This is a genomic window from Umezawaea tangerina, from assembly GCF_003002815.1.
GTDB classification, from domain to species: Bacteria; Actinomycetota; Actinomycetes; order Mycobacteriales; family Pseudonocardiaceae; genus Umezawaea; species Umezawaea tangerina.
This window is the reverse complement of sequence record NZ_PVTF01000006.1, coordinates 431,085-453,509: the sequence shown is the minus strand read 5'-3', so window position 1 is coordinate 453,509 and position 22,425 is coordinate 431,085. Positions and strand designations below refer to the sequence as shown.

Sequence of the window (22,425 nt, the reverse complement as noted above, 5' to 3'; positions counted from 1 at the left end):
ACGCCCTCCCGCCGACCTCCCGTCGGCAGGAGGGCGTCGTCGTGCGCGGAGAGGACGGAGATGGGACAAGTGGAGATTGTGCGGAGAACGGATCCGACGACCACCGGCGAGGCGCGGTTCGGCGGCCACGGGATGTGGGCGCCGATGATCCCGATCGCGCGGGACCCCGACGAGTGGGTCTGCTGGGTCGGCGACCCGGACGAGGGCCTGGACCCGGTGGTCGTGCGCAGTGTGGACTGAGCCGGGCGAGGTGCGCGCATGAGGGTCGTCGTGACGGGGGCCAGCGGCAACGTCGGAACGGCGCTGCTGCGCGCACTTCCCCCCGAGGTGGAGGTCACGGCGGTCGCCCGCCGGGTCCCCGCCTCGGGACCGCCGTACTCACGGGCCGACTGGGCCGCCGTCGACATCGGCATGCCGGGCGCCGAGGAGCCGCTGGCCGACCTGATGCTCGGCGCCGACGCGGTCGTCCACCTGGCCTGGCTCATCCAGCCCAGCCAGGACGAGCGGGCGTTGCACCGCACCAACGTCATGGGCAGCAAGCGCGTCTTCGCCGCCGCCGTCGGCGCCCGCGTCCCGCATCTGGTGCACATGTCGTCGGTCGGCGCGTACACGCGGGCGGACAAGACCCGGCGGGTCGACGAGCGGTGGCCGGTCGGCGGCATCCCGTCGTCGTCCTACAGCAGGCACAAGTCCACTGTGGAGCGACTGCTCGACGAGGTCCGGCGCGACAACCCCTACCTCACGACGTCCCGGCTGCGACCGGGGCTGATCATGCAGGCCGACGCGGCCTCGGAGATCAAGCGGTTCTTCCTCGGCCCGCTGATCCGTCCCGGACTGCTGCGGATGGCGGTGTCCGGCCGCATCCCGGTGCTGCCGCTGCCGTCGGGGCTGGTGCTTCAGTTCGTGCACGCCGACGACGTGGCGGAAGCCGTCGTGCGGGTGCTGGAGACCCGGCTGCCGGGAGCGGTGAACATCGCCGCCGAACCGGTGATCGGTCCGCGCGACCTCGCGGAACTGGTCGGGGCGCGGCACGTCCCCGTCCCGGCGTCCGCCTTCCGCGGACTCGCGACCGCCACCTGGAGGCTGCACGCGCAGCCGACGTCACCCGGCTGGGTCGACCTGGCGCTGGGTGCGCCGATCCTGTCGACCGACCGGGCGCGCACGGAGCTGGGCTGGAAGCCCACCCGCAACGCGCGCGAGGTGGTGCGGGAGCTGCTGGCGGGCATGGGGGAGCAGGACGGGCTGCCGCAGAGTCCACCACTGGCACCGGAGTAGGAACCGTCGCGACCGAGGTGATGCTCTGCGAGCTGCTCGTGCCGGACGGCCACCGCTGCGACTCCAGCGAGCTGCTGCCGTTCGCGCGGGCGCTGCGGGAGCAGCTCGACTGGCCGGAAGTGCGGAAGTCCACTGAGGACTCGCCGTGCGGGCGGGCCTTATCGCCGCCGTCGGCGACGTGCACCTCGGCAAGGACGCGCGGGGCCCGGCGCTGGAGAACGTCGGCAACCACGCGGACTGGCCGTCCACGGGCACGCGCACTTCGGCATCGGGCACGGCGTGAGACCCGGCGGGGTGCGGGTCCGCAACGTGGCGCAGCCATCCGTGACGCCTACAGGGTGTACGCGGTCGAACCGATGGTTAAAGCGGCCGCAACCGGGTAACACCCGATCATGAGCGATGTCGACGAGACCCGATCGGCAGGCCCTTCCGCGCTGTGGGCGGGTCCCAGGGACGCGCCCGCCGTCGTCGTGCTCGACCCCGCCGGGGTGGGCAGGCACGGCGACCTCCCCGCCACGTGGCAGCCGCTCGTGGAGCACCTCCAGGTGCTCTGGTGCAGGCTGCCCGCGGCCGACGGCCCGTGGCGCGAGGTGTCCGACCTGCTGGCCGAGTTCGAGGGCCGCGGCGTGCCCGTGCACCTGCTGACCGGCGGCCCCGCGGCGGCCAGCGCGCTGTACCTGGCCGACCGGTACCGGGGCCTGGTGCGGTCGGTGCTGCTGGTCGACCCCGAGGAGGGGCCGGACCGCACCACCGGCCAGCAGGCGGACGTCCGCGTGGTCGTGCGCGAGTCCCTGCCGCTCGGCCACCCCGACGTCGTGGTCGCGGTCGTCCGGGCGCTGCTGGAGCTCGACGCCGACGACGCTCACGCTCCCCGCAAGCCGTCCCCGCCGTCGTTGCTGGGCGACGCGGCCACCGCGCTGCGCGAGTCGGTGACCAGCATCCTCGACCGCGTCCGCAGGGCATGACCGCCTAGGCCGTTCGCACTCGTTTGTCCGTTTTGGCGCGGGGTACAACTGAGCCATGAGCGAGGCCGAGGAATCCGAGCAGGAACGCCTGAAGCGCAACCTGAACGAGCTGCTCCAGGAGCTGCGGGTCGCGCAGGCGGGCGTGCAGATCCTGTTCGGTTTCCTGCTGTCGATCGTCTTCACCGACCGCTACCAGGACATCGACCGGTACGTGCGGGTCACGCACCTGGTCACGATCCTGTTCGCGGCCTGCTCGGTGGCGCTGCTGACCGCGCCCGCCGCGTGGCACCGCATGCTGTTCCGCCGCGGCAGGCGCGAGGACATCATCACCATCGCCCACCGGTTCACCGTCGTCGGCCTCGGCACCCTCGCCGCGGCGATGACCGGAACGGTGCTGCTGCTCGGTGAGGTCATCGTCGGCGGCTGGGTGGCGATCCTGTTCGGCGTCGTCGCCGGAGTGGGGTTCACGACGCTGTGGTTCCTGCTGCCGCTGATGCAGCGGCACCGCGACACCATCGACTCCGAGGGCCACCCGGACGGTGTGCCGACGGGTGAACCCTCCCACGAGTAGCCCAGCGGGACGTTGCCTCGATCAGGTGAAAGGCTTGTGGTGCACCGGATCTCGGCTACGTTGGGGGAGGAGATCCGATCCAGGTCGGGGACCGGATCAGCAACCCTGAGGAGCATCCGGTGCCCACGGACATCCAAGGTTCGCTCGTCGTCCAGCGCTGGCGGTTGGCGGGTGCGACCGTCGTCTCCGTCTCGGGGGAGATCGACATCGCCACCGTCCGCAAGCTCCGCTGGAGCCTGGACAGCGTGGCCTCCGGCTCGGGACCACTGGTCCTGGACCTGTCCTCGGTCACGTTCTTCGGCTCGGTCGGCGTCGACTGCCTGCTGGAGACCGCCCGCCGCGCCCACGCCTTCCGCATCGACCTCCGCCTCATCCGCTCGCCCGAGGTCTCCCGCCTGCTGGACCTGCTGGGCGTGCGCGACGAGTTCACCGAGTTCGACTCCCTCTCCAGCGCGCTGGCCCACTCCGCCTAGGGACTAGTCCCGCTCGACGGACAGCGCGACCTCGCGGTGCTCGTCGTGCTCGGCGAGCCGGGCCACCAGCGCCGCCCGCACGTCGCGGTAGGTGTCGGACCCGAGGGGGAGGCGGAGCGGCACCGCGCCGGTGTCGACCAGCTCGATCATGGCCTTCGCGATCTTCCTCGGGTCGTTCGGCAACGTGAAGCTGCCGTCCGCGAGCGCGCGCCGCACGTCACCCGCGGGCGTGTTCTCGTACTCCGGCATGATCGGCGCGGTCGCCAGCGAGCCGCCGAACCCGGTCGGCGTGGCACCGGGCTCCACGATGGTCAGCCCGATGCCGAACGGCGCGATCTCCCGTGCCACCGTCTCGCAGAACCCCTCGATCCCCCACTTCGACGCGTGGTAGTACCCGAAGTTCGGGTAGGTCGCCTGCCCGCCCGCCGTCGAGACCTGGAGGATCCGCCCGCGCCCCTGGGCGCGCAGGTGCGGCAGCGCCGCGCGGATCACGTGGATCGACCCCATCAGGTTGGTGTCCACGACCTGCCGGATCTGCTCGTCGGTGGCTTCCTCGACCGACGCGAACACCCCGTGACCGGCGTTGTTGACGACCACGTCGATCGTGCCGAGCTCCTGGAACGCGTCGTCCACGACCTTCCGGACCTGCTCGGTGTCCGTCACGTCCAACCGGCCGACCCACAGCCGGTCGCCGTGCTCCGCCTGCAGGTCGTCCAGCGCCTCCGGCTTGCGCAGCGTCGCGGCGACCCGGTCGCCGCGCCCCAGCAGCTCCTCGACGAGCAGGCGCCCGAAGCCGGTGGAGGTACCGGTGATGAACCAGGTGGAGGGCATGGTGTTCCTTTCCTCGATGTCGCCCTCGACGCTATGAGTTCGAGTCGACTCGAAGTCAAGCTCGTAGAGTGGGAGCCATGTCCACGGCCGCGGAGACCACCCTGAGCATCGGCCAGGTCAGCGCGCTGACCGGCCTCACCACCCACACCCTGCGCTTCTACGAGCAGGAAGGCCTGTTCGTCGCCCCCGTGCGGCGCAACGCCGCGGGCAGGCGCGTGTTCACGACCGAGGAGGTGGAGTGGCTCAAGGTGTGCACGAAGCTGCGCTCCTCGGGCATGCCCCTGCCCGAGATCCGGCGCTACGCGGGCCTGGTCCTGGCGGGCCCCGGCAACGAGGTCGAGCGCTTCGACATCCTCCGCCGCCACGAGGCGAACGTGCAGCAGCAGGTCGACGACCTCCAGGAGGCGTTGACCGTCATCCACCGCAAGGTCGAGCTCTACGCCCGCCGCCTCGACGAGGGAACCGCCGACCAGCTGTGGACCAACGGTCCGGAGTGCGATCCACTTCCCGACGCCGCCGAGTAGACACCGCCCGGAGGCCGCCTCCCGCCCCGCTACCTCGTCGGTGGTGCCCCGCGCACGGTGTGCGGCAAGGGGTCAGTCCTCCCGCTCCACCCTCACCTGGTGCTCCTGGTCCACCCGGTAGCCCACGCCGCGCACCGTCCCGATCACCCCGGCCGCGTCGCCCAGCTTCCGCCGGATCCGCCGCACGTGCACGTCCACCGTCCGCGTGTCCACCACGGTCGTGGCGCCCCACACCTGGTGCATCAACGCCGCCCTGCGGTGCACCCGCCGGGGCTGGCTGCACAGGTGCAGCAGCAGGTCGAACTCCAGCCGCGTCAGCTCCACCGCCTCCCCGCGGTGCAGCACCCGGCGGGACTCGGGGAACACCCGCAGCGCGGGCCCGCCGCGCCGCACCGGGACCTCGACGTCCACGGCCGCCTGCCCCAGCGCGGCCTTGAGCGCGTCCGCCACCCGGTTCGCGACCCTGGAAGCCTGTGGTGCGGTCACCCGGATGACGAAGGTGACGTCCGCCGCGTCGAGCTGTTCCAGGTTTCTCACAAGGCTGATCCGACCAACTCCGCCACGGCGCGTCAACGCCGTCCACTACCTGGAAGTGCTTGACGCGGGCAGTCCGGCGAGCGCGGTCACCAGGGGTGCGAGCTCGGGCAGCCGTTCGGCCTCCGCCAGCGCCTCGCCCAGCGCCGCGTCGTGCGTCGGCCGCGCCGCGTCGAGCAGCGCGACACCTGCAGGGGTCAGCTCGGTGTAGATGCCCCGCCGGTCCGTGGCGCACAGGTACCGCCCGAGCAGCCCGCGGTCCTCCAGCCGCGTCACGAGCCGCGTGGTGGCGGACTGGCTCAGCACCACCGCCTGGGAGACCTGCGACATCCGCAGGTGGAAGTCGTCCTGGCGGGCGAGCACGTCCAGAACGGTGTACTCACTGACGGAGAGGTCGTGCGCGCGTTGCAGGGCGCGTTCGAGCTTGTCCTCGATGCGCGCGTGCAGTGCGGCGAGCGTCCGCCAGCCCTGGGCGCGCGCCTCGGTGGCGTCCTCGGCCAGTGACACGGTTCACCCCTTCCCGGTTTGCGGGTCGTCGACCACGCGTGCACTATCAAGCGTGTGCAACAGTCGGCGTCTGCAAGTATTGCTTACGCTGGTTACAGCTTACCGCCTACAAGAAGGAGCACCGTGAAGATCGACCTCACCGGCCGCACCGCGCTGGTCACCGGGTCCAGCTCCGGGATCGGCTACGCGGCGGCCAGGGCCCTCGCGCTCGCGGACGCGGCGGTGGTCGTCAACGGGCGCGACGAGCGGCGCGTCGCGGACGCCGTGGACGGGCTGCGCGAGGAGACCGGGTCCACGAAGGTCACCGGCATCGCCGCCGACGTGGCCACCGCCGAGGGCGCGGCCGACCTGGTCGGGCAGCTGCCCGACGTCGACGTGCTGGTGAACAACCTCGGCATCTTCGGCGCCGTCCCCGTCTTCGAGGTCCCCGACGAGGAGTGGGTGCGCTACTTCGAGGTCAACGTGCTGTCCGGCATCCGCCTCGCCAGGCACTACGCGCCCCGGATGGTCGGCCGCGGCTGGGGTCGGGTGATCTTCGTGAGCAGCGAGTCCGCGATCCAGATCCCCACCGAGATGGTGCACTACGGCATGACGAAGACCGCCCAGATCGCGGTCTCGCGCGGCATGGCCCAGGAGGTCGCGGGCACCGGCGTCACGGTCAACACCGTGCTGCCCGGCTCGACGCTGACCGAGGGCGTGCGCGAGTTCATCGCCGACCGCGTCGGCCGCGACGTCCCGTTCGAGGAGGCCGAGCGCCGCTTCATGGAGACCGAGCGCCCCACCTCGCTGCTCAAGCGCCTCATCCGGCCGGAGGAGATCGGCAACTTCATCGCCTACGTCGCCTCCGACCTGTCCTCGGCCACGACCGGTGCCGCGCTGCGCGCCGACGGCGGCATCGCCAACACCCTGATCCCCTGACCGGTGGAAGGACGCACCTCATGACCGCGATCCCGAACGTCACCCTCAACGACGGCGTCACCATGCCGCAGCTCGGCTTCGGCGTCTTCCAGGTGCCCGACGACGAGACGAAGGCCGCCGTGTCGCACGCCCTCGCGGCGGGCTACAGGAGCATCGACACCGCCGCGGCGTACCGCAACGAGGAGGCCGTCGGCCACGCCATCGCCGAGTCGGACGTGCCGCGCGACGACCTGTTCGTCACCACCAAGCTGTGGAACGCCGACCAGGGCTACGACAAGACCCTGCGCGCGTTCGACACCAGCCTGGCCAAGCTCGGGCTCGACCGCCTCGACCTGTACCTGGTCCACTGGCCGACGCCCGCGCGCGGCCTGCAGGTGGAGACCTGGAAGGCGTTCGCAAAGCTGCTCTCCGACGGCCGGGTGCGCTCGGTCGGCGTCTCCAACTTCCAGCCGGAGCACCTGGAGCAGCTCGTCGACGCGACCGGTGTCGTGCCGTCGGTCAACCAGGTCGAGCTGCACCCGTTCTTCAACCAGGCGGCGCTGCGCGAGTTCCACACCCGGCACGGCATCACCACCGAGGCGTGGTCCCCGCTGGGGCAGGGCGGCGAGCTGCTGTCCGACCGGACCGTCGCCGCCGTCGCGGCCAAGCACGACCGCACGCCCGCTCAGGTCGTGCTGCGCTGGCACCTCCAGCTGGGCACCGTCGTCATCCCGAAGTCGGTGACCCCGGCCCGGATCGCGGAGAACGCCGACGTCTTCGACTTCGCCCTGGACGACGAGGACGTGGCCGCGCTGTCCGGCCTCGACACGGGCAAGCGCCTCGGCCCCGACCCGGACACCTTCAACCAGGCCTGACGCACGAGACCGGTCGGTCCGAAGTGGACCGACCGGTCGGGTCGTGCGTGCGGTGGGGTGTCAGCGGCGCCAGCTGGGCTGTCTGCGCCGACCGGGGACCGCCACCCGCTGCGTCGCCGCCTCGGCGGCCTCCACGGTGTTGCGCAACAACAACGCGGTGGTGACCGGGCCGACCCCACCGGGAACCGGCGTCAGCGCGGCCTTCTCCGCCACGGCGGCGTCGACGTCGCCGACCAGACCGCCGTCGGCGGTGGCGTTCGTGCCGACGTCGACCACGGTCGCGCCCTCGCGGACGTGCTCGGCCTTGATCAGCCCCGGCACGCCGACGGCCGCCACCACGACGTCACCGGTCGTGGTGACCGCGGCGAGGTCGGCGGTCTTCGAGTGGCACACCGTGACCGTCGCGTCCCGGTCCAGCAGCAGGTGCGCCACCGGCTTGCCGACCACGGTCGACCGCCCCACGACGACGACGTGCTTGCCCGCCAGCTCCACCTCGTGGTGCTCCAGCAGGGCCACCACGGCGGCGGCGGTGGCGGGCGCGAACGCGGTCAGCCCGGCGGCCAGCCGTCCGAGCGAGGCCGGGTTCGAGCCGTCGACGTCCTTGCGCGCCACGATGTTGGAGGCCAGGTCGGCCACCGACAAGCCGTCGGGCAGCGGTGTCTGCAGGATGACCCCGTGCACGGCGTCGTCCGCGCTCAGCGCGGTCAGCGCCTCGGCCAGCTCCGCCCCGGTCGCGGCCGCACCGAGGTCCACCACGTCGCAGGTGATCCCGACCTTCTCCGCGGCCTTCGCGATCGACCGCACGTACCAGGCGGCGGCCTCGTCGGCGGTCGCCGTGACCACGGCCAGCCGCGCGGACGTGCCGTCGACGGCCAGCTTCGCCGCCCTCTCGGTCACGTCCTCGCGGATCGTGGTGGCGAACTCCTTGCCGGACAACGTGCTCACTTGGCGATCTCCTCGCGCACTCTTGAGGTGACCCGGTCGGCCCGTGCGGCCAACGCGTCCACATCGGACTCCACAGCGGCCCCGTTGATCTCCGCGTTGACCCTGGCGGTGGTCGCCGCGGCGCGGGCCGCGTCGGCCGCCGCGGCCACGTCGGTGATCACGTTGCGGTTGCCGAGGGGCAGCAGCACCTCGGCCAGCGCGACCAGCCGTTCGGCGACGGCGATGGTGCGCAGCGGCGGGACGGCGGCTCCCGCAAGCGCTTCCGCGATCGCCGCGGACCGCTCGGGGCCCTTCGGCAGCTTGTAGGCGTCGGTCACGGCGGTGAACGCCGCGGCGTCGTCCTCGGCCAGCCGCAGGGCGTCGACCCGGAGAGCGTCCACTTCGGACAGCACCGCCGAGATCGCGTCCGCGTCCCCGGCGTGCTTGGGCCCGTCGCTGTACCGCGCGACCATGCCCAGCAGCGCCGCGGACTGGGCGGCGTGCAGCGCGGCCGTCGCACCGCCACCGGGTGCGGACACCCGTGCCGACAGCCGCTCCAGGAACTCCCCTACGAGCTGGTCCCGCATCACGCGTCGAGCGAGCGGACGGCCGCCGCGAGGCGGGTGACGCCCTCGTCGATCTCCTCGGCCGACAGACCGGAGTAGGCCAGCCGCACCGAGTCGTCGCCGCCCTCCAGCAGGAAGTCCGCGCCCTTCACGAACGCCACCCCGTGCTCGGCCGCGGCGTCCGCGAGCGCGTCGATCGACACGCCGGGCAGCCGGACCCACATGAAGTAGCCGCCCTGCGGCGCGGTGTACTCCGCCTTCGGCAGCTCGCGCTCCAACGCCGCTACCAGGGCGTCCTTGCGCTGCCGCAGCGCGGCGCGGACGGTGTCGATGGACTTGTCCAGCCGCCCGGAGCGGCAGAACTGGTTCACGATCGACTGCGACACCATGTTGGGGGAGATGTAGGTCGTGGTCGCGATCTTGGCGATGCCCGCGATGACCTCCGCGGGCCCGACGAGGTAGCCGACCCGGATGCCGGGGCACACCGTCTTGGAGAACGACGACGCGTACACGACGCTGCCGGAGGTGTCCTGCGACAGCATCGTGGGCAGCTGCTCGCCCTCGAAGCGGATCGAGAAGTACGGGTCGTCCTCGAACAGCGTGAAGCCGTACTGCGAGGCGAGCGCGAGCAGGCGGGCCCGCTTCGGCGCGCTCAGCGTGTAGCCGGCGGGGTTCTGGAAGTTCGGGATGATGTGCGCGAGCTTCGGGCGGACACCGCTCTCCAGCAGCGCCTGCACCGCGTCGACGTCGATGCCGTCCTCGTGCAGCGCGATCGGGTGCACCTCGGCACCGCGCTGGCGCAGGTTCAGCAGCGTGCGGTCGTAGGTCGGCGCCTCGACGATGACCGCGTCACCGGGGGAGACGAGCTGCTCGAACAGGAACGCGTCGGCCTGCATCGAGCCGTTGGTGACCAGCACCTGCTCGACCGGGACGCCGTGCTGCTCGGCGATCCACTTGCGCAGCGGCGCGTAGCCGACCGCTGTGCCGTAGGCCGTCGTGCCCGCGGGGTCCTCGGCGAAGGCGAGCCTGGTCGCCTCGACCAGCCCTTCGGTGTCGATGATGTCCAAGGAGGGGGCGCCGCGCGTGAAGCCGATCGCTGCCTGGGAAGCCATGGCGGAAAGCCTACCTCCGCCCCGATTCCGGCTTCAGAGGCTCCACTCGTGGCTGCGGTCGGCGTCGCCGGACCCGTTCAGCAGCGCACGCGCCGTGATCAGCTCGGCCCGGCCCTCGGCGGCCCGCCCGTCGCTGAAGTGGCCGAACGCCGCGCCGAGGTGCCTGCGGGCCAGCGCCACCCCGCCCAGGGGGTCGCGCTCCGCCACCGCGGCGAGCTGGTGCTGCACGGCGGCGACCCGGACGGCGAAGTCGATCATGACCTGGTTGATCACCACGCACGGGTCGGGTGCCGAGCCGGCACCCAGCACCTGGCGCACCGCGGCCTCGACCGCGGAGCGCAGCACCAGCTCGGGGCTCTCGTCCTCCACGGCGTGAATGTAAATCGGTTTCTTGACAACTGCCTAACGACCGGGAGCGCCCACCGCCTTGCGCAACTGGGTCAACGCCCGGTGCTGCGCCACCCGAATGGCTCCGGGCGTGGACCCGATGGCCTCCGCTGCCTCGTCAGCGGACAGGCCGAGCACTACTCTCAGTACCAGGATCTCCCGCTGGCGCTCCGGAAGTGTTCGCAACAAACCACCCATTCGAGTGGACAGGTCGTCGAGCAGGGCCCGTTCCTCGGGGCCCGCCGCGACCTCCTCGAAGTCCGGCACCTCCGACATGGGCTCGACGCGGTTCTTGGCCGACGCGCGGTGGGCGTCGGCGACCTTGTGCGCGGCGATGCCGAAGACGAACGCCAGGAACGGCCTGCCCTGGTCCCGGAAGGTCGGCAGCGCGGTCAGCACCGCGAGGCAGATGTCCTGGGCGACGTCGTCGGCCGAGCCGAACGTCCGCTCGTGGCGCCCCACCCGCGCCCGGCAGTAGCGCACCACCACCGGTCTGATCGCCTCCAGCAGCGCCCTCGTCGCCGCCTGGTCGCCGCCGACCGCCCGCCGCACGACCTCGGGGTCCAGACCGGGATCGCCGGACTCGGGTAAGTGCGCCACCGACTGGTCCACCCCGTTCCTCGGATTCGCGAGGATCTTCCCCCTGCGCCGGGTCGCCGCGACCGCAGTCTTGCGGGCCCGGCGGAATGATCCGGATGGCGGTGCGCGTTGGACCGCGTGAGGGCAAGCTGCACCCAGGCGACTCGGACGGGAAGTGATCTCGATGAAGGTCGGCATCATCGGAGCGGGCAACATCGGCGGTGCCCTCACCCGGCGGCTCACCGCGCTCGGGCACGACGTGTCCGTGGCCAACTCGCGCGGCCCGGCGACGCTCGCGGACCTGGCGACGCAGACCGGCGCGCGGGCGGTCCCGCTCGCCGAGGTGGCCCGCGGCGCCGAGGTGGTCGTAGTCGCCATCCCGGAGGGCAAGGTCGCCGACCTGCCGAAGGGCCTGCTCGACGGGGCCGCCGAGGGCGTGGCGGTGATCGACACGGGCAACTACTACCCAGGGCGCGACGGCCGCATCGACGCGATCGAGGACGGCGCCACCGAGAGCCGCTGGGTCTCCGACCAGCTCGGACACCCGGTCGTGAAGGTGTTCAACGGCATCTACGCCGGACACCTGCTGGAGAAGGGCGTCCCCGCGGGCACCGAGGGGCGCATCGCCCTGCCGGTCGCGGGCGACGACGCGGCGGCGAAGGCGGTCGTGCTGGCGCTCGTCGACGAGCTGGGCTTCGACGCCCTCGACGCGGGCGGTCTGGACGAGTCCTGGCGCCAGCAGCCGGGTAGCCCCGGCTACGGTGCGGACGCGACACTCGACACGCTGCCCAAGCTGCTCGCCGCCGCGAGCCCCGACCGAACCCCGGAGTTCAGCGCCTGATGAAGCCCTTCGTCCACGAAGTGCGGTCGACCCGCGTCGTCTTCGGCTCCGGCACCATCTCGCAGGTGCGGGCGGAGGTGGAGAGGGTCGGCGGCAACCGCGTGCTCCTGCTGGCGAGCAAGCGGCTGGACGACGTGGCGCAGCGGGTGGGGGAGTCGCTCGGCCCGCTGCTGGCCGCCCGCTTCGACGGCGCCGCCATGCACACCCCGGTCGAGGTGACCGAGCACGCGCTGGGCGTGCTGCGCTCCAACAGCGCCGACTGCGTGGTCGCGATCGGCGGCGGCTCGACCACGGGGCTGTCCAAGGCGCTGGCCGCGCGCACCAACGTGCCGCAGGTCATCGTGCCCACCACCTACTCCGGGTCCGAGGTGACCGCGGTGCTCGGCGAGACGGCCGAGGGCCGCAAGACGACCAGGTCCGCGCCGGAGATCCGGCCGGAGACCGTGGTCTACGACGTGGACCTCACCCTGAGCCTGCCGGTCGACCTGTCGGTCACCAGCGCCGTCAACGCCCTCGCGCACGCCGTCGAGGCGCTGTACTCGCCGCAGTCCGAGCCGGTCACCGACTCCATCGCGCTGGACGCGGTCGCCCGCATCTCCAGGGGCCTGCGCGCGCTGGCAGCCGATCCGTCCGATGTGGACACCCGTGCCGACCTGCTGATCGGCGCGTGGCTCGCGGGCACCTGCCTCGGCTCGGTCGGGATGAGCCTGCACCACAAGATCTGCCACACCCTCGGCGGCTCGTTCGGCCTGCCGCACGCCGAGACGCACACCGTGGTCCTGCCGCACGTCATGGCCTACAACGCGAAGGCCGTGCCCGAGGTGATGGAGCGCATCGCCGGGGCGCTGGGCGTGCCCGACGCGCCCGCGGGGGTGTTCGACCTGGTCGAGTCGGTCGGCGGCCCGACCTCGTTGCGGCAGCTGGACTTCCCGCGGGAGGACCTGCCCCTCGCGGTCGAGCTCTCCACCTCGCGGGTCTACCAGAACCCGCGCGAGGTGACCGGCGAGGGCGTCGCCGCGCTGCTGTCCGACGCGTGGCACGGCAAGCGGCCCGCGAGCCGCGTGCCCGACCTCGGGTGGCTCACCGACGAGGTGGTCGCGAGCTTCGCCCGCACCCCGGACAAGCGCCTCCGCTCGCTGCTGACGGACCTGGTGCGGCGGCTGCACTCCTTCGCCACCACCAACGACCTGACCCAGGCCGAGTGGCAGGCCGCCGTCGACTTCCTGACCGGGACGGGGCAGATCAGCAGCGACGTGCGGCAGGAGTTCGTGCTGCTGTCGGACACCCTGGGGCTCTCCAGCGTGGTCGACGCCCTGACCAACTCGCGCACCCCCGACTCCACGTCGTCCGCGGTGCTCGGGCCGTTCTACGTGGACGGCCCGCCCGCGGTCGAGTCCGGCACCGACCTCGCCGAGGGCGTCGCCGGAACCCCGCTGTGGGCGGACATCCGGGTCACCGACCCGGACGGCGCGCCGATCGCGGACGCGGTCGTGGACGTGTGGCAGGCCGACGACGACGGGTTCTACGACATCCAGCTGCCCGACCTGGACGGCCCGGTGCTGCGCGCCCGGTTCCGCACCGACGCCGACGGCCGGTTCGCGTTCTGGTCGATCCTGCCGTCGGCCTACCCGATCCCCGTGGACGGCCCCGTCGGCCGGATGCTCCAGGCGACCGGGCGCCACCAGTACCGCGCGCCGCACGTGCACTTCATGATCTCCGCGCCCGGCCACCACAAGCTCATCACCCAGCTGTTCGTGGCAGGCGGCGAGTACCTCGACTCCGACACCGTCTTCGGCGTGAAGGACGACCTCGTCGTCGACTTCGTCCCCACCGGCGGGCCGACCCCGGACGGCCGGGTCGTCGACGGTGGGTGGCGGCGGCTCGACTTCACGTTCCGGCTGGGCAGAACGACCGGTTCGTGAACCCGAACCCACGGGGTTTGAGCACCGTTCGGGTCATTGTCGTGCGGTAACGCCGATATTACGGTCGTTTTGCGTCGACCGGCGCGAAATGGCCGTGATCTTCCTGGAGTCGCCATGCGCGTCGGTGCGCTTCGAGCAGTACTCGCCGCTCTGGTCCTGACCGGAGCCATCGCCCAACCCGTGTCCGCCGCCCCGCGCGACACCCGGCCGACGGCGATCGTGTCGCTCGGCGACAGCGCCATCTCCGGTGAGGGCGCGGGGTCCTACGAGCCCGGCACCGAGGGCGAGAACGGCAACTGGTGCCACCGCTCGACCCGTGCGCTGGTGCACCAGACCCACGTGGCCGACCGGACGTTCAACCTCGCCTGCTCCGGCGCCGACTCGGCGAACGTGTCGCTGGCCGACACCGTGCACTACACCGAGGGCTCGCAGGCCAGGCGCCTGATCGACATCGCCCGGCAGAACCGGGTGACCGCGGTCGTGCTGCAGATCGGCGCCAACGACGACCCGCAGTTCGCCGACACCATCGTCGACTGCATCGAGGCCTGGCTGAACCCGTTCGGCCCGTCCTGCCGCTCCAGCCTGCAAACCGAGTGGCCCGCCCGCCTCGCCGCGATGGCGCCGAAGGTCGAGGCCGCGATCGCCGACGTCCGCTCCGCGATGACCCAGGCCGGCTACTCGAACTCGTCCTACAGCTTCGTCCTCACCTCCTACGCCTCACCGCTGACCGAGAAGATGGACTCCGTCCTGCACGGTCCCTACGGCTGCCCGCTGCGCCTGGCAGACGCCCAGTACGGCCGGACCGTCGCCGTCCCCCAGTTCGCCGACGCCCTGCGCGGCGCCGCCACCCGCGCGGGCGTGAAGTTCCTCGACTTCTCCCGCGCCACCGAGAACCACGAGGCGTGCAGCAAGGGCGCCAGCTCCACCGGCGAATGGCAGCGCCGCATCACCGTCGACCCCGACGCCCTCGTGCACGGCGGCCTGGACGCCATCGGCATCCACCTGGCCCAGCAGTCCTTCCACCCCAACGCCGACGGCCACGCCCAACTCGGCCGCTGCGTGACCGAGTTCGTCCAGGGGGGTACGAACAGCGCCCGGTGCATCGTGGGTGCTGATGGCAATTTGCACGCTGTTGCTTGATTTGCGGGGGGCCGGAGCTTCTTGTGTGTGTCCCGTCGCGGGGGTCCCCCCCCGAATTTGAGTGTAGTGATGGGGTACGACAATTTCTGGTGGGTAGTTTTGGGGGTGACGAAATTGTCGGTGGGGTGTCGTAGCATCGGATTCGGGGGGGCGCGGTGGGGGGACCTCTGGTGGGGTGTGTCTATAGTGGACAGAGGGGATTGATTGGGTGGTGCTCGACACTGGGTGTCGCTACAGCCGTCTCCGGGTGCGGTCGGCTTGACTTGGGGCCCCTTTTTTGGGCTTCGTCGGGCGAAAAAGGGCAGGTGGTAGAGCCTGCCCGCCGACCGATTTTAAGCCCAAAAACCCCAAGTCAAGCCGACCGCACGAGCGGACGAGCGTGCTCGCTTCCAGCTTCGTTGGGTAGGTTGCCCGCCATGTGTTGATGGGCCACTTGGTGTCCTGCTGCCCGCCGCAGCTCCATCGCCGTCGCTGCCCTGTTGGCCCACCGCCCCCGCTCCTGCCGCTGTCCCGCTGCTCCTGCCGCCGCCCCGTTGGCCCCGCTCTTGCCACTGCCCCGCAGCCCCTGCCGCCGCCGCGCTGACCCGCCGCTCCGTTAGCCCACCGTCTGCTGACCCGTTGCCCAACGCCCGCTGCCCTGCCGCCACGCCAATCTGTTAGCCCGCTGCCGCCGCCCGCTGCCTCGCTGCCCCGCCAACCTGCTAGCCCGCCGCCCGGCTCTGACGCCCCGCCTCTCCACCGCCCCACCGGGCCGTGGCGAAATTCGCTGTCCCCTCTCGGACCGCAGTGGTAGACACCCTGCGTGCACAACACCCCGGACTTCGCCGACCTGCTTCGCATGATCGACGAAAGGTCTGCCGCCTTCTGCGCGGCTGTCGCTTCTGCTCCTGATCTCCACGCGCAGGTTCCCACCTGCCCCGACTGGACGTTGTTCGACCTGGTGAAGCACCTGGGTGTGGGGCGTCGTACCTGGGCGGCCACGGTTGCGGCGGGGCCGGCTGGTGCGAAGGCGCAGCCGGTGGTGCCGGCGGCGCCGGAGGAGCGGGAGGCGCTTCTTGGGTGGATGGCGGACTCGACTCGGGAACTGCTCGACGCGCTTCGGGAGGCGGGGCCTGATCGTGGGTGTTGGGTCGGGTGGGGGAGGGCGCAGTCGCCTGCGACCTGTGGAGCTGTTGCGCGCCACCAGGTGCAGGAGATCGCGGTGCACACCTACGACGCGCAGGTGACGGCGGGTGTGCCGCGGCCGTTGCCGGAAGAGGTGGCGTTGGACGGGGTCGAGGAGTTCCAGGAGACCTGTTGTTCGACGACGATCGCGTGGCCGCACGAGCCCGCGGTGGTGCACTACCACGCGATCGAGGGGGAGTCCTGGAGGCTCCGGTTGTCGGACAAGGGTGCGTGGGTCGACCGGTTGGCCGCGACGGATGAGGTCGCGGACATGTCGGCCACGGCGACGGCCAGCGATCTGGTGCTGTCGTTCTACGACCGCGTTCCGGTGGACCGGCTGAAGGTCGCCGGTGACCCGCGCATCCTCGACCAGCTCATCGAGTGGGTGCCGGAGTAGCGGTCAGGCCGCGGAGCTCTCCTGGCTGAACTGCGTCCGGTGCAGCTCCTCGTACCGGCCGCCCGCGGCCAGCAAGCCGGTGTGCGTGCCGCGTTCCACGACCCGCCCGTCCTCGATCACCAGGATCAGGTCGGCCGCGCGGATCGTGGACAGCCGGTGCGCGATCACGACGGAGGTCCGGCCCGCCAGCGCCTCGCCGAGCGCCTCCTGGACCGCGGCCTCCGACGTGGAGTCCAGGTGTGCGGTGGCCTCGTCCAGCACGACGACCCGAGGGCGGGCGAGCAGCAGGCGGGCGATGGTGAGGCGCTGCCGTTCGCCGCCGGACAACCGGTACCCGCGCTCGCCGACCACCGTGTCCAGCCCGTCGGGCAGGCTCGCGATGAGCGACTTGAGCCGGGCGCGCTCCAGCACCTCCCACAGTTCTGCCTCCGTGGCCGACGGGGCGGCGAGCAGGAGGTTGGCGCGGATGGACTCGTGGAACAGGTGGCCGTCCTGGGTGACCATGCCGAGCGTCGAGCGGATCGTGGCCGCGGTCAGGTCGCGCACGTCGACACCGGCGAGCCGAACGGCGCCGGAGTCGACGTCGTAGAGGCGCGCGGCGAGCTGGGCGATGGTGGACTTGCCCGCGCCCGACGACCCCACCAGCGCGACCATCTGGCCGGGTTCGGCGCGGAACGAGACGTCGTGCAGGACGTCGACGCCGCCCCTGGTGTCGAGGGTCGCGACCTCTTCCAACGAGGCCAGCGAGACGCGGTCGGCGGACGGGTAGCCGAAGGTGACGCCGTCGAACTCGATGGCGACCGGACCGTCGGGAACCGTTGTGGCGGAAGGCTTCTCGGCGATGAGCGGCTTGAGGTCGAGCACCTCGAACACGCGCTCGAAGCTCACCAGCGCGCTCATCACCTCGACCCGCGCGCTGGCCAGCGCGGTCAACGGCGAGTACAGCCGGGTGATCAGCAGGGCCAGCGCGACGACCGCGCCGGGTTCGAGCGAACCGCGCAGGGCGAAGAAGCCGCCGAGGCCGTAGACCAGGGCGAGCGCGAGGGCGGAGACGATCGTCAACGCGGTCAGGAACACCGTCTGCACCATCGCCGAGCGGACGCCGATGTCGCGCACGCGCCGGGCGCGGGTGGCGAACTCGGCCGACTCGCCCGCGGGGTCGCCGAACAGCTTCACGAGCGTGGCGCCGGGCGCGGAGAAGCGCTCGGTCATCTGGGTGCTCATCGCGGCGTCGTGGTTGGCCGCCTCGCGTTCCAGGGCGGCGAGCCTGCCGCCCATCCGGCGGGCCGGCAGGACGAACACCGGCAGCAGCACCAACGCCAACAGCGTGATCTGCCAGGAGATGCCGACCATCACGACCAGGGTGAGCAGCAACGTCACCAGGTTGCTCACGACACCGGACAGGGTGTCGCTGAACGCCCGCTGGGCGCCGATGACGTCGTTGTTCAACCTGCTCACCAGCGCGCCGGTGCGGGTGCGGGTGAAGAACGCGATGGGCATCCGCTGCACGTGGTCGAAGACGGCCGTGCGCAGGTCGAGGATCAGGCCTTCACCGATGCCCGCGGACAGCCACCGGGACAGCAGTCCGATGCCCGCCTCCACGACGGCGATCACGGCGATGAGACCCGCGAGGGTGAGCACGAGGTCGAGGGGGCCGCCGTCGTTGATGGCGGTGACGATCCGGCCCGCGATCACCGGTGTGGCCACGGTGAGGACGGCGGCGACGACGCTGACGGCGAGGAAGCGGACCAGCTGTGCGCGGTGCGGACGCGCGAACCGGGCGATGCGGCGGACTGTCGCCTTCGAGAACGGTCGCTTGTCCTGGGCGTTCATGACGTGGTGCAACGACATCCACGCGGTGACATCCATGCTCATGGGGCGACCGTAGGACGTCGACCTAGGTCGAGGTCAACGCGATTTCCGGCCCCACAACGCGGTGTGGGCCCGCACTCCCCTTGGAGTACGAGCCCACAACTTCACGAACAGATCAGACGGTGCGGACCTGCTGGGCCTGCGGGCCCTTCTGGCCCTGGCCGATCTCGAACTCCACGCGCTGACCCTCGTCGAGGGACTTGAAACCGCTGCCCGTGATCTCCGAGTAGTGGACGAAGACGTCAGGACCGCCACCGTCCTGCTCGATGAAGCCGAAGCCCTTTTCGCCGTTGAACCACTTAACAGTGCCCTGCGCCATGCGACTAACTCCTTGTAAGCCTGAGTCAGGTCCTCACGACGAGGAACCCTGATCTCTCCCGGTATCTTGCCACGTCTGCGTCGGTTTCGCGTGGTCGTACTTGGAAGAGCGGGCCAAATCACATCGTTCACGCTGGTCAAAGCCATATTTTTGGTTCGTGTCACGGTGATTTTCGGGCCCTTCGAGCCGAATTTCCGGGGTGTGGCCACCTGATCGAGTGAACTGGACGCCTGAAGCGGCTGTGATGAAACTTCACCGGGCTATGTGATGTGAATCACACATTTTCCTGTTTTGCGGTGGAAAATGTTCCGAAAATGAACCGCCGTCACGCCACGTCGACCACCAACGCGGTCGCGTTGTCCGTGCCGCCGGCCCGCAAAGCGGTCGCCACGAGCAGCGCCGCGGTCGTCCCCGGATCACCCGCGCCGGCCATGATGAGCCGGAAACCCTCGGGCGTGAGCCGCCCGTGCACGCCGTCGGAGGTCAGCACCAGCCTGCCGGGACCGCGCGGCGCGTGCGCCAGGCCGATCGTCGCGGGCGCGCTGAGCCGCACCGAGTTCGTCACCACGTGCTCCATCCGCGCGGTCGGCTTCTGCCCGTGCTCGCGGAAGTACTCGGCCACGGTCTGGTCGGTGGTCAGCTGGGTCAGCGCCGCGCCGTCCCAGAAGTACGCCCGCGCGTCACCCGCCCACGCCACGGTGAACCCGCCGCCGAGCCGGGGCGCGGCGGCGACCAGGACGGCGTCGCCCGCGAGGTGGTGCTCGTCGCCGGGCTGCCACGCCTCCAGCGCCGCCCGCGCCGCGGCCACCGCGCGGCCCGCCCCGACGTGCGCCGCCTCGCGCGCGGCCGTCGTCGCGGCGAGCCGGGCGGCGTGCCCGGCCCGCTCGGAGTCCCCGATGCCGTCCGCGACGGCGAACGCCAGCCCGCCCGTCACCGGGTCGCGGTGGGCGCCCGTGGCGTCCGCGTTGTACGTGCGCCTGCCCCGCTCGCTGCACGCCCCGCTGGTCAACCGGACCGGCCGAGTCACCTGTTCCACCAGCATGGCGTCCTCCTCGTCGTTCGCTCTGCCTCCATGAAGCCCGTCGAACCGAAGAAATCGCCCAGAACCGCCTGTCAAGACGCTGAGAAAGCCCTACTTCCAGGGGTGCTGCGCCGCGATCCGCGCTGGGTACGGTGTCGCGCGCACGGCACGCTGCCGGCCGACTGAGGGGTGTGGTCCATGGTGTCTTCCCAACGGAAACCTGTGCTCAGAGCAGTGCTGGCGGTGGGGATCGGCTCCGCCGTGGTGGTCGGGCTGACCACTCCCACGAGCGCGGCCGCGGAGAACGTCCTGCGCGCCGACCGCGCGGTCGCGAGGTCCTGCTTCGCGAGCGCGCTGCCCGCCCGCACGCCCGGCGTGGACCGCCGCGAGGTGACCTCCACCGTGGACGGCCTCATCCAGGCCAGGCTGGCCGCGAAGGACAAGACCGCGGGCGACTGGGACGTCGCGGTGTTCGACAAGACCACCGGCAAGCTGGTCGCCGCCTCCGCCGCGCTGGGCTCGCGCGAGCTGGCCGAGAGCTTCGTGGTCAAGGGGCAGCAGCTCGTCGTGCAGGGCTGCCGCTACGCCGGTGACGCGCGCAGCGCCGTGCTGGGCGTCGACTTCCTCGCCATCACCCCGCAGGGCACGCCCACTCCCGGTGTGGCCGCGAAGACCGCGCCCGAACAGGCCGAGCTGGTCCGGGTGGCGACGGCCGACCAGCAGGACAAGAACAAGCTCCTCGGACTCGGCCTGGACGTCACGGAGAAGGCCGACGCGACCGGCGTGGACGTGGTGCTCGCGGGCGCCGACGACCGCAAGGTGCTGCAGGACAGCGGGTTCCGGTTCGAGGTGCTGAACCCCGACCTCTCCGCCACCTCGCGCGACAACGCCCGCAAGGACGTCGAGTTCGCCGAGCGGACCAAGGTCACCGGGCTCCCCTCCGGTCGGACCACCTACCGGCACCTGTGGGAGTACGACTTCGAGATGAAGGAGTTGGCGCGCAAGAACCCCGGACTCGTCCAGGCGTTCACGCTGCCGCACCCCACCGTCGAGGGCGTCGACGTCGTCGGCGTGGAGATCGCCGCCAACGTCGCGAACAAGGCCGACGGCAAGCCCGTCAACCTGCTCATGGCCACCCACCACGCCCGTGAGTGGCCGTCGGCCGAGCACGCCATGGAGTGGGTCTACGAGCTGGTCGACGGCTACGCCCACGACACCGAGATCCGCGACCTGGTCAAGCGGACCCGCAACATCGTCGTCCCGGTGGTCAACGCCGACGGCTTCTCCATCTCCCGCGAGGCCGAGCCCAAGGGTGACTTCTCCCGGTTCGACTACGAGATGAAGCGCAAGAACTGCCAGGCCTCCGACTCGCCGGAGCAGTACCGCACCGGTGTGTGCAAGGCGAACCCGGCGGGCGCGCAGCGCGGCACCGACCCGAACCGCAACTACGCGGGCTTCTGGGGCGGCGCGGGCGCGACCACGAGCTGGTCGGGCGAGACGTTCCGCGGCGCGGCGCCGTTCTCCGAGCCGGAGACGCGGAACATCCGCGAGCTCGTGTCGGCACGCCAGGTCACGAACCTGCTGACCCTGCACACCTACTCGGGTCTGGTGCTGCGCGTCCCCGGCGTCTTCGGGACCCGGCCGCCGCTGGACGAGCCCGCGAACAAGGCGCTCGGCGACCTGATGGCGTCGCGCAACGGCTACACGAGCCAGCCTTCCTGGGCGCTCTACGACACCTCGGGCACCACGGAGGACTGGTCGTACTGGGCCACCGGCGGGTACGGGTACACGATGGAGATCGGCCTGGACGGGTTCCACCCGCCGTACGAGACCGGTGTCGTCGCGGAGTACCTGGGCCAGGCCCCGGCACCCGGCGCGGGCAAGGGCGGCAACCGCGCGGCCTTCCTGGACATGCTCAGGAACGCCGCCACGCCCGCCGCGCACTCGACGCTGACCGGCACGGCCCCGCGCGGGTACGAGCTGGCGCTGCACAAGTCGTTCCAGACGCCCACCTCGCCGGTGCGGCAGCCGGACGGCTCGACCGCGCCCCCGATCTACGTGCAGGACACGCTGGACTCGAAGCTGACCGCCACCGGCGGGAAGTTCTCCTGGGCGGTCAACCCGTCCACCCGGCCGTACGTGGCCGGTCGGTACGGCCGGGAGCCGCAGGCGCCCCCGCAGCAGAGCATCCAGCTGGCCAACCCGGCGGGCGTGCCCGCCGAGAACACCCGGTTCCCGGTGGACCAGACCGCCGAGCGGATCCCGTTCACCATCAAGGGGATGCCGGAGGTCGACAACGGCAAGGTGGCCGTGACGGTCGACTGGGGGACCACGGCGACGGACTGGGACCTCTACATCGTCGACGCCTCCGGGCAGACGGTGACGTCGTCGGCCAGCGGCGGGACGAACACCGAGACGGCCGTCCTGTACGACCCGCCCGCGGGGGAGTACACGGCGGTGCTCGTGAACTTCCACCAGGCCGACCCGTCGGTGGTCGACGACTGGGGCCGCGGCAGGGCGCAGTTCGAGTCGCCGGTGCCGCCGACCTACGGGCCCAAGGAGTCGTACACGCTCACCTGCAAGGACCGGCGGGGGAAGATCGTCGGACTGGCTGACGTGTACGTGGACCGCGGGCAGACCGTGGACGTCGGGGCCGTGTGCACGGACTCGGCGCGCGAGACGAAGGCGCGCAAGAAGTAGGCGAACGGGGTGGGGGACTCGACGTCGGG

At 71.5% G+C, this 22,425-nt stretch carries 24 protein-coding genes and 2 pseudogenes; 15 read left to right on the top strand and 11 right to left on the bottom strand.

Going from position 1 to position 22,425, the window contains the following annotated elements; all coding sequences use genetic code 11:
* Positions 1-69: 69 nt before the first annotated feature.
* The 7 genes and pseudogenes from CLV43_RS47900 (at position 70) to CLV43_RS22300 (ending at position 3,284) form a co-directional block, all read left to right on the top strand.
* Positions 70-240: a hypothetical protein gene (locus CLV43_RS47900; protein WP_170155966.1), complete on the top strand. Its 171-nt coding sequence runs from the start codon at positions 70-72 to the stop codon at positions 238-240.
* A gap of 18 nt (positions 241-258) precedes the next feature.
* Complete coding sequence (locus tag CLV43_RS22320) at positions 259-1,275, top strand: NAD-dependent epimerase/dehydratase family protein (RefSeq protein WP_106189173.1); 1,017 nt, start codon at positions 259-261, stop codon at positions 1,273-1,275.
* 145 nt (positions 1,276-1,420) lie between these two features.
* Positions 1,421-1,558, top strand: coding sequence for a hypothetical protein (locus CLV43_RS47895; RefSeq protein ID WP_170155965.1), 138 nt, complete (start codon positions 1,421-1,423; stop codon positions 1,556-1,558).
* Positions 1,513-1,658: pseudogene (locus tag CLV43_RS49380) on the top strand (metallophosphoesterase); the annotation flags it as partial. The gene CLV43_RS47895 and the pseudogene CLV43_RS49380, both read left to right, overlap by 46 nt.
* 9 nt (positions 1,659-1,667) lie before the next feature.
* Positions 1,668-2,240: a hypothetical protein gene (locus CLV43_RS22310; RefSeq protein ID WP_106189172.1), complete on the top strand. Its 573-nt coding sequence runs from the start codon at positions 1,668-1,670 to the stop codon at positions 2,238-2,240.
* 55 nt (positions 2,241-2,295) lie between these two features.
* Positions 2,296-2,811 (top strand): DUF6328 family protein, encoded by a 516-nt coding sequence (locus CLV43_RS22305; RefSeq protein ID WP_106189171.1) that lies wholly within the window; start codon positions 2,296-2,298, stop codon positions 2,809-2,811.
* Between the two features lie 119 nt (positions 2,812-2,930).
* Entirely contained in the window at positions 2,931-3,284 is a 354-nt protein-coding gene (locus tag CLV43_RS22300; protein ID WP_170155964.1) for an STAS domain-containing protein, read from the top strand.
* 3 nt (positions 3,285-3,287) lie between these two features.
* On the opposite strand, the gene CLV43_RS22295 is transcribed toward CLV43_RS22300, so the two are convergent.
* A complete protein-coding gene (locus tag CLV43_RS22295) occupies positions 3,288-4,115 on the bottom strand; it encodes an SDR family oxidoreductase (protein ID WP_106189169.1) in 828 nt (275 codons plus the stop codon).
* A gap of 77 nt (positions 4,116-4,192) precedes the next feature.
* Between CLV43_RS22295 and CLV43_RS22290 the strand changes: the two genes are divergently transcribed.
* The gene (locus CLV43_RS22290; protein ID WP_106189168.1) at positions 4,193-4,639 is read left to right on the top strand and encodes a MerR family transcriptional regulator; all 447 of its coding nucleotides are present in this window, start codon (positions 4,193-4,195) and stop codon (positions 4,637-4,639) included.
* Between the two features lie 72 nt (positions 4,640-4,711).
* On the opposite strand, the gene CLV43_RS22285 is transcribed toward CLV43_RS22290, so the two are convergent.
* Together CLV43_RS22285 and CLV43_RS22280 are read right to left on the bottom strand one after the other, a co-directional pair.
* The gene (locus tag CLV43_RS22285; RefSeq protein WP_245886803.1) at positions 4,712-5,176 is read right to left on the bottom strand and encodes a winged helix-turn-helix domain-containing protein; all 465 of its coding nucleotides are present in this window, start codon (positions 5,174-5,176) and stop codon (positions 4,712-4,714) included.
* A gap of 45 nt (positions 5,177-5,221) precedes the next feature.
* Entirely contained in the window at positions 5,222-5,680 is a 459-nt protein-coding gene (locus tag CLV43_RS22280) for a MarR family winged helix-turn-helix transcriptional regulator (protein ID WP_106189167.1), read from the bottom strand.
* A 123-nt stretch (positions 5,681-5,803) separates the two neighbouring features.
* Between CLV43_RS22280 and CLV43_RS22275 the strand changes: the two genes are divergently transcribed.
* Entirely contained in the window at positions 5,804-6,598 is a 795-nt protein-coding gene (locus tag CLV43_RS22275) for an SDR family NAD(P)-dependent oxidoreductase (protein WP_106189166.1), read from the top strand.
* A gap of 20 nt (positions 6,599-6,618) precedes the next feature.
* The gene (locus CLV43_RS22270) at positions 6,619-7,452 is read left to right on the top strand and encodes an aldo/keto reductase (protein WP_106189165.1); all 834 of its coding nucleotides are present in this window, start codon (positions 6,619-6,621) and stop codon (positions 7,450-7,452) included.
* Between the two features lie 60 nt (positions 7,453-7,512).
* Here CLV43_RS22270 and CLV43_RS22265 read toward each other — a convergent pair whose 3' ends face one another.
* The 5 genes from CLV43_RS22265 to CLV43_RS22245 are packed head-to-tail and all read right to left on the bottom strand — an operon-like array spanning position 7,513 to position 11,053.
* A complete protein-coding gene (locus CLV43_RS22265; protein WP_106189164.1) occupies positions 7,513-8,397 on the bottom strand; it encodes a bifunctional 5,10-methylenetetrahydrofolate dehydrogenase/5,10-methenyltetrahydrofolate cyclohydrolase in 885 nt (294 codons plus the stop codon).
* The gene (locus CLV43_RS22260; protein WP_106189163.1) at positions 8,394-8,963 is read right to left on the bottom strand and encodes a cyclodeaminase/cyclohydrolase family protein; all 570 of its coding nucleotides are present in this window, start codon (positions 8,961-8,963) and stop codon (positions 8,394-8,396) included. The genes CLV43_RS22265 and CLV43_RS22260 overlap by 4 nt, the downstream gene beginning before the upstream one ends.
* Positions 8,963-10,054: an aminotransferase-like domain-containing protein gene (locus CLV43_RS22255; RefSeq protein ID WP_106189162.1), complete on the bottom strand. Its 1,092-nt coding sequence runs from the start codon at positions 10,052-10,054 to the stop codon at positions 8,963-8,965. The genes CLV43_RS22260 and CLV43_RS22255 overlap by 1 nt, the downstream gene beginning before the upstream one ends.
* A gap of 33 nt (positions 10,055-10,087) precedes the next feature.
* Positions 10,088-10,423, bottom strand: coding sequence for a hypothetical protein (locus CLV43_RS22250; RefSeq protein ID WP_106189161.1), 336 nt, complete (start codon positions 10,421-10,423; stop codon positions 10,088-10,090).
* Between the two features lie 33 nt (positions 10,424-10,456).
* Positions 10,457-11,053: a sigma-70 family RNA polymerase sigma factor gene (locus tag CLV43_RS22245; RefSeq protein WP_245886801.1), complete on the bottom strand. Its 597-nt coding sequence runs from the start codon at positions 11,051-11,053 to the stop codon at positions 10,457-10,459.
* 136 nt (positions 11,054-11,189) lie between these two features.
* Here CLV43_RS22245 and CLV43_RS22240 point away from each other — a divergent pair.
* From CLV43_RS22240 to CLV43_RS22225, 4 genes and pseudogenes are all read left to right on the top strand, one after another.
* Positions 11,190-11,861: pseudogene (locus CLV43_RS22240) on the top strand (NADPH-dependent F420 reductase); the annotation flags it as partial.
* Positions 11,861-13,783, top strand: a complete 1,923-nt coding sequence (locus CLV43_RS22235; RefSeq protein ID WP_106189159.1) for a maleylacetate reductase and hydroxyquinol 1,2-dioxygenase domain-containing protein — start codon at positions 11,861-11,863, stop codon at positions 13,781-13,783. The pseudogene CLV43_RS22240 and the gene CLV43_RS22235, both read left to right, overlap by 1 nt.
* A 114-nt stretch (positions 13,784-13,897) precedes the next feature.
* Positions 13,898-14,923, top strand: coding sequence for a GDSL-type esterase/lipase family protein (locus CLV43_RS22230; RefSeq protein WP_106189158.1), 1,026 nt, complete (start codon positions 13,898-13,900; stop codon positions 14,921-14,923).
* Positions 14,924-15,761: 838 nt separating this feature from the next.
* Positions 15,762-16,484 (top strand): maleylpyruvate isomerase family mycothiol-dependent enzyme, encoded by a 723-nt coding sequence (locus CLV43_RS22225; RefSeq protein ID WP_245886859.1) that lies wholly within the window; start codon positions 15,762-15,764, stop codon positions 16,482-16,484.
* Positions 16,485-16,487: 3 nt separating this feature from the next.
* Here CLV43_RS22225 and CLV43_RS22220 read toward each other — a convergent pair whose 3' ends face one another.
* From CLV43_RS22220 to CLV43_RS22210, 3 genes are all read right to left on the bottom strand, one after another.
* Positions 16,488-18,353 carry an ABC transporter ATP-binding protein gene (locus CLV43_RS22220; RefSeq protein WP_211304497.1) on the bottom strand — a complete coding sequence of 622 codons (1,866 nt, stop codon included), beginning with the start codon at positions 18,351-18,353 and terminating at the stop codon, positions 16,488-16,490.
* A gap of 118 nt (positions 18,354-18,471) precedes the next feature.
* Entirely contained in the window at positions 18,472-18,675 is a 204-nt protein-coding gene (locus tag CLV43_RS22215) for a cold-shock protein (RefSeq protein WP_106189155.1), read from the bottom strand.
* Between the two features lie 325 nt (positions 18,676-19,000).
* Positions 19,001-19,717, bottom strand: coding sequence for a PP2C family protein-serine/threonine phosphatase (locus CLV43_RS22210; RefSeq protein WP_106189154.1), 717 nt, complete (start codon positions 19,715-19,717; stop codon positions 19,001-19,003).
* Between the two features lie 177 nt (positions 19,718-19,894).
* On the opposite strand from CLV43_RS22210, the gene CLV43_RS22205 reads away from it, so the two are divergent.
* Positions 19,895-22,396, top strand: a complete 2,502-nt coding sequence (locus tag CLV43_RS22205) for a M14 family zinc carboxypeptidase (RefSeq protein ID WP_106189353.1) — start codon at positions 19,895-19,897, stop codon at positions 22,394-22,396.
* The last annotated feature ends 29 nt before the right edge of the window (positions 22,397-22,425 follow it).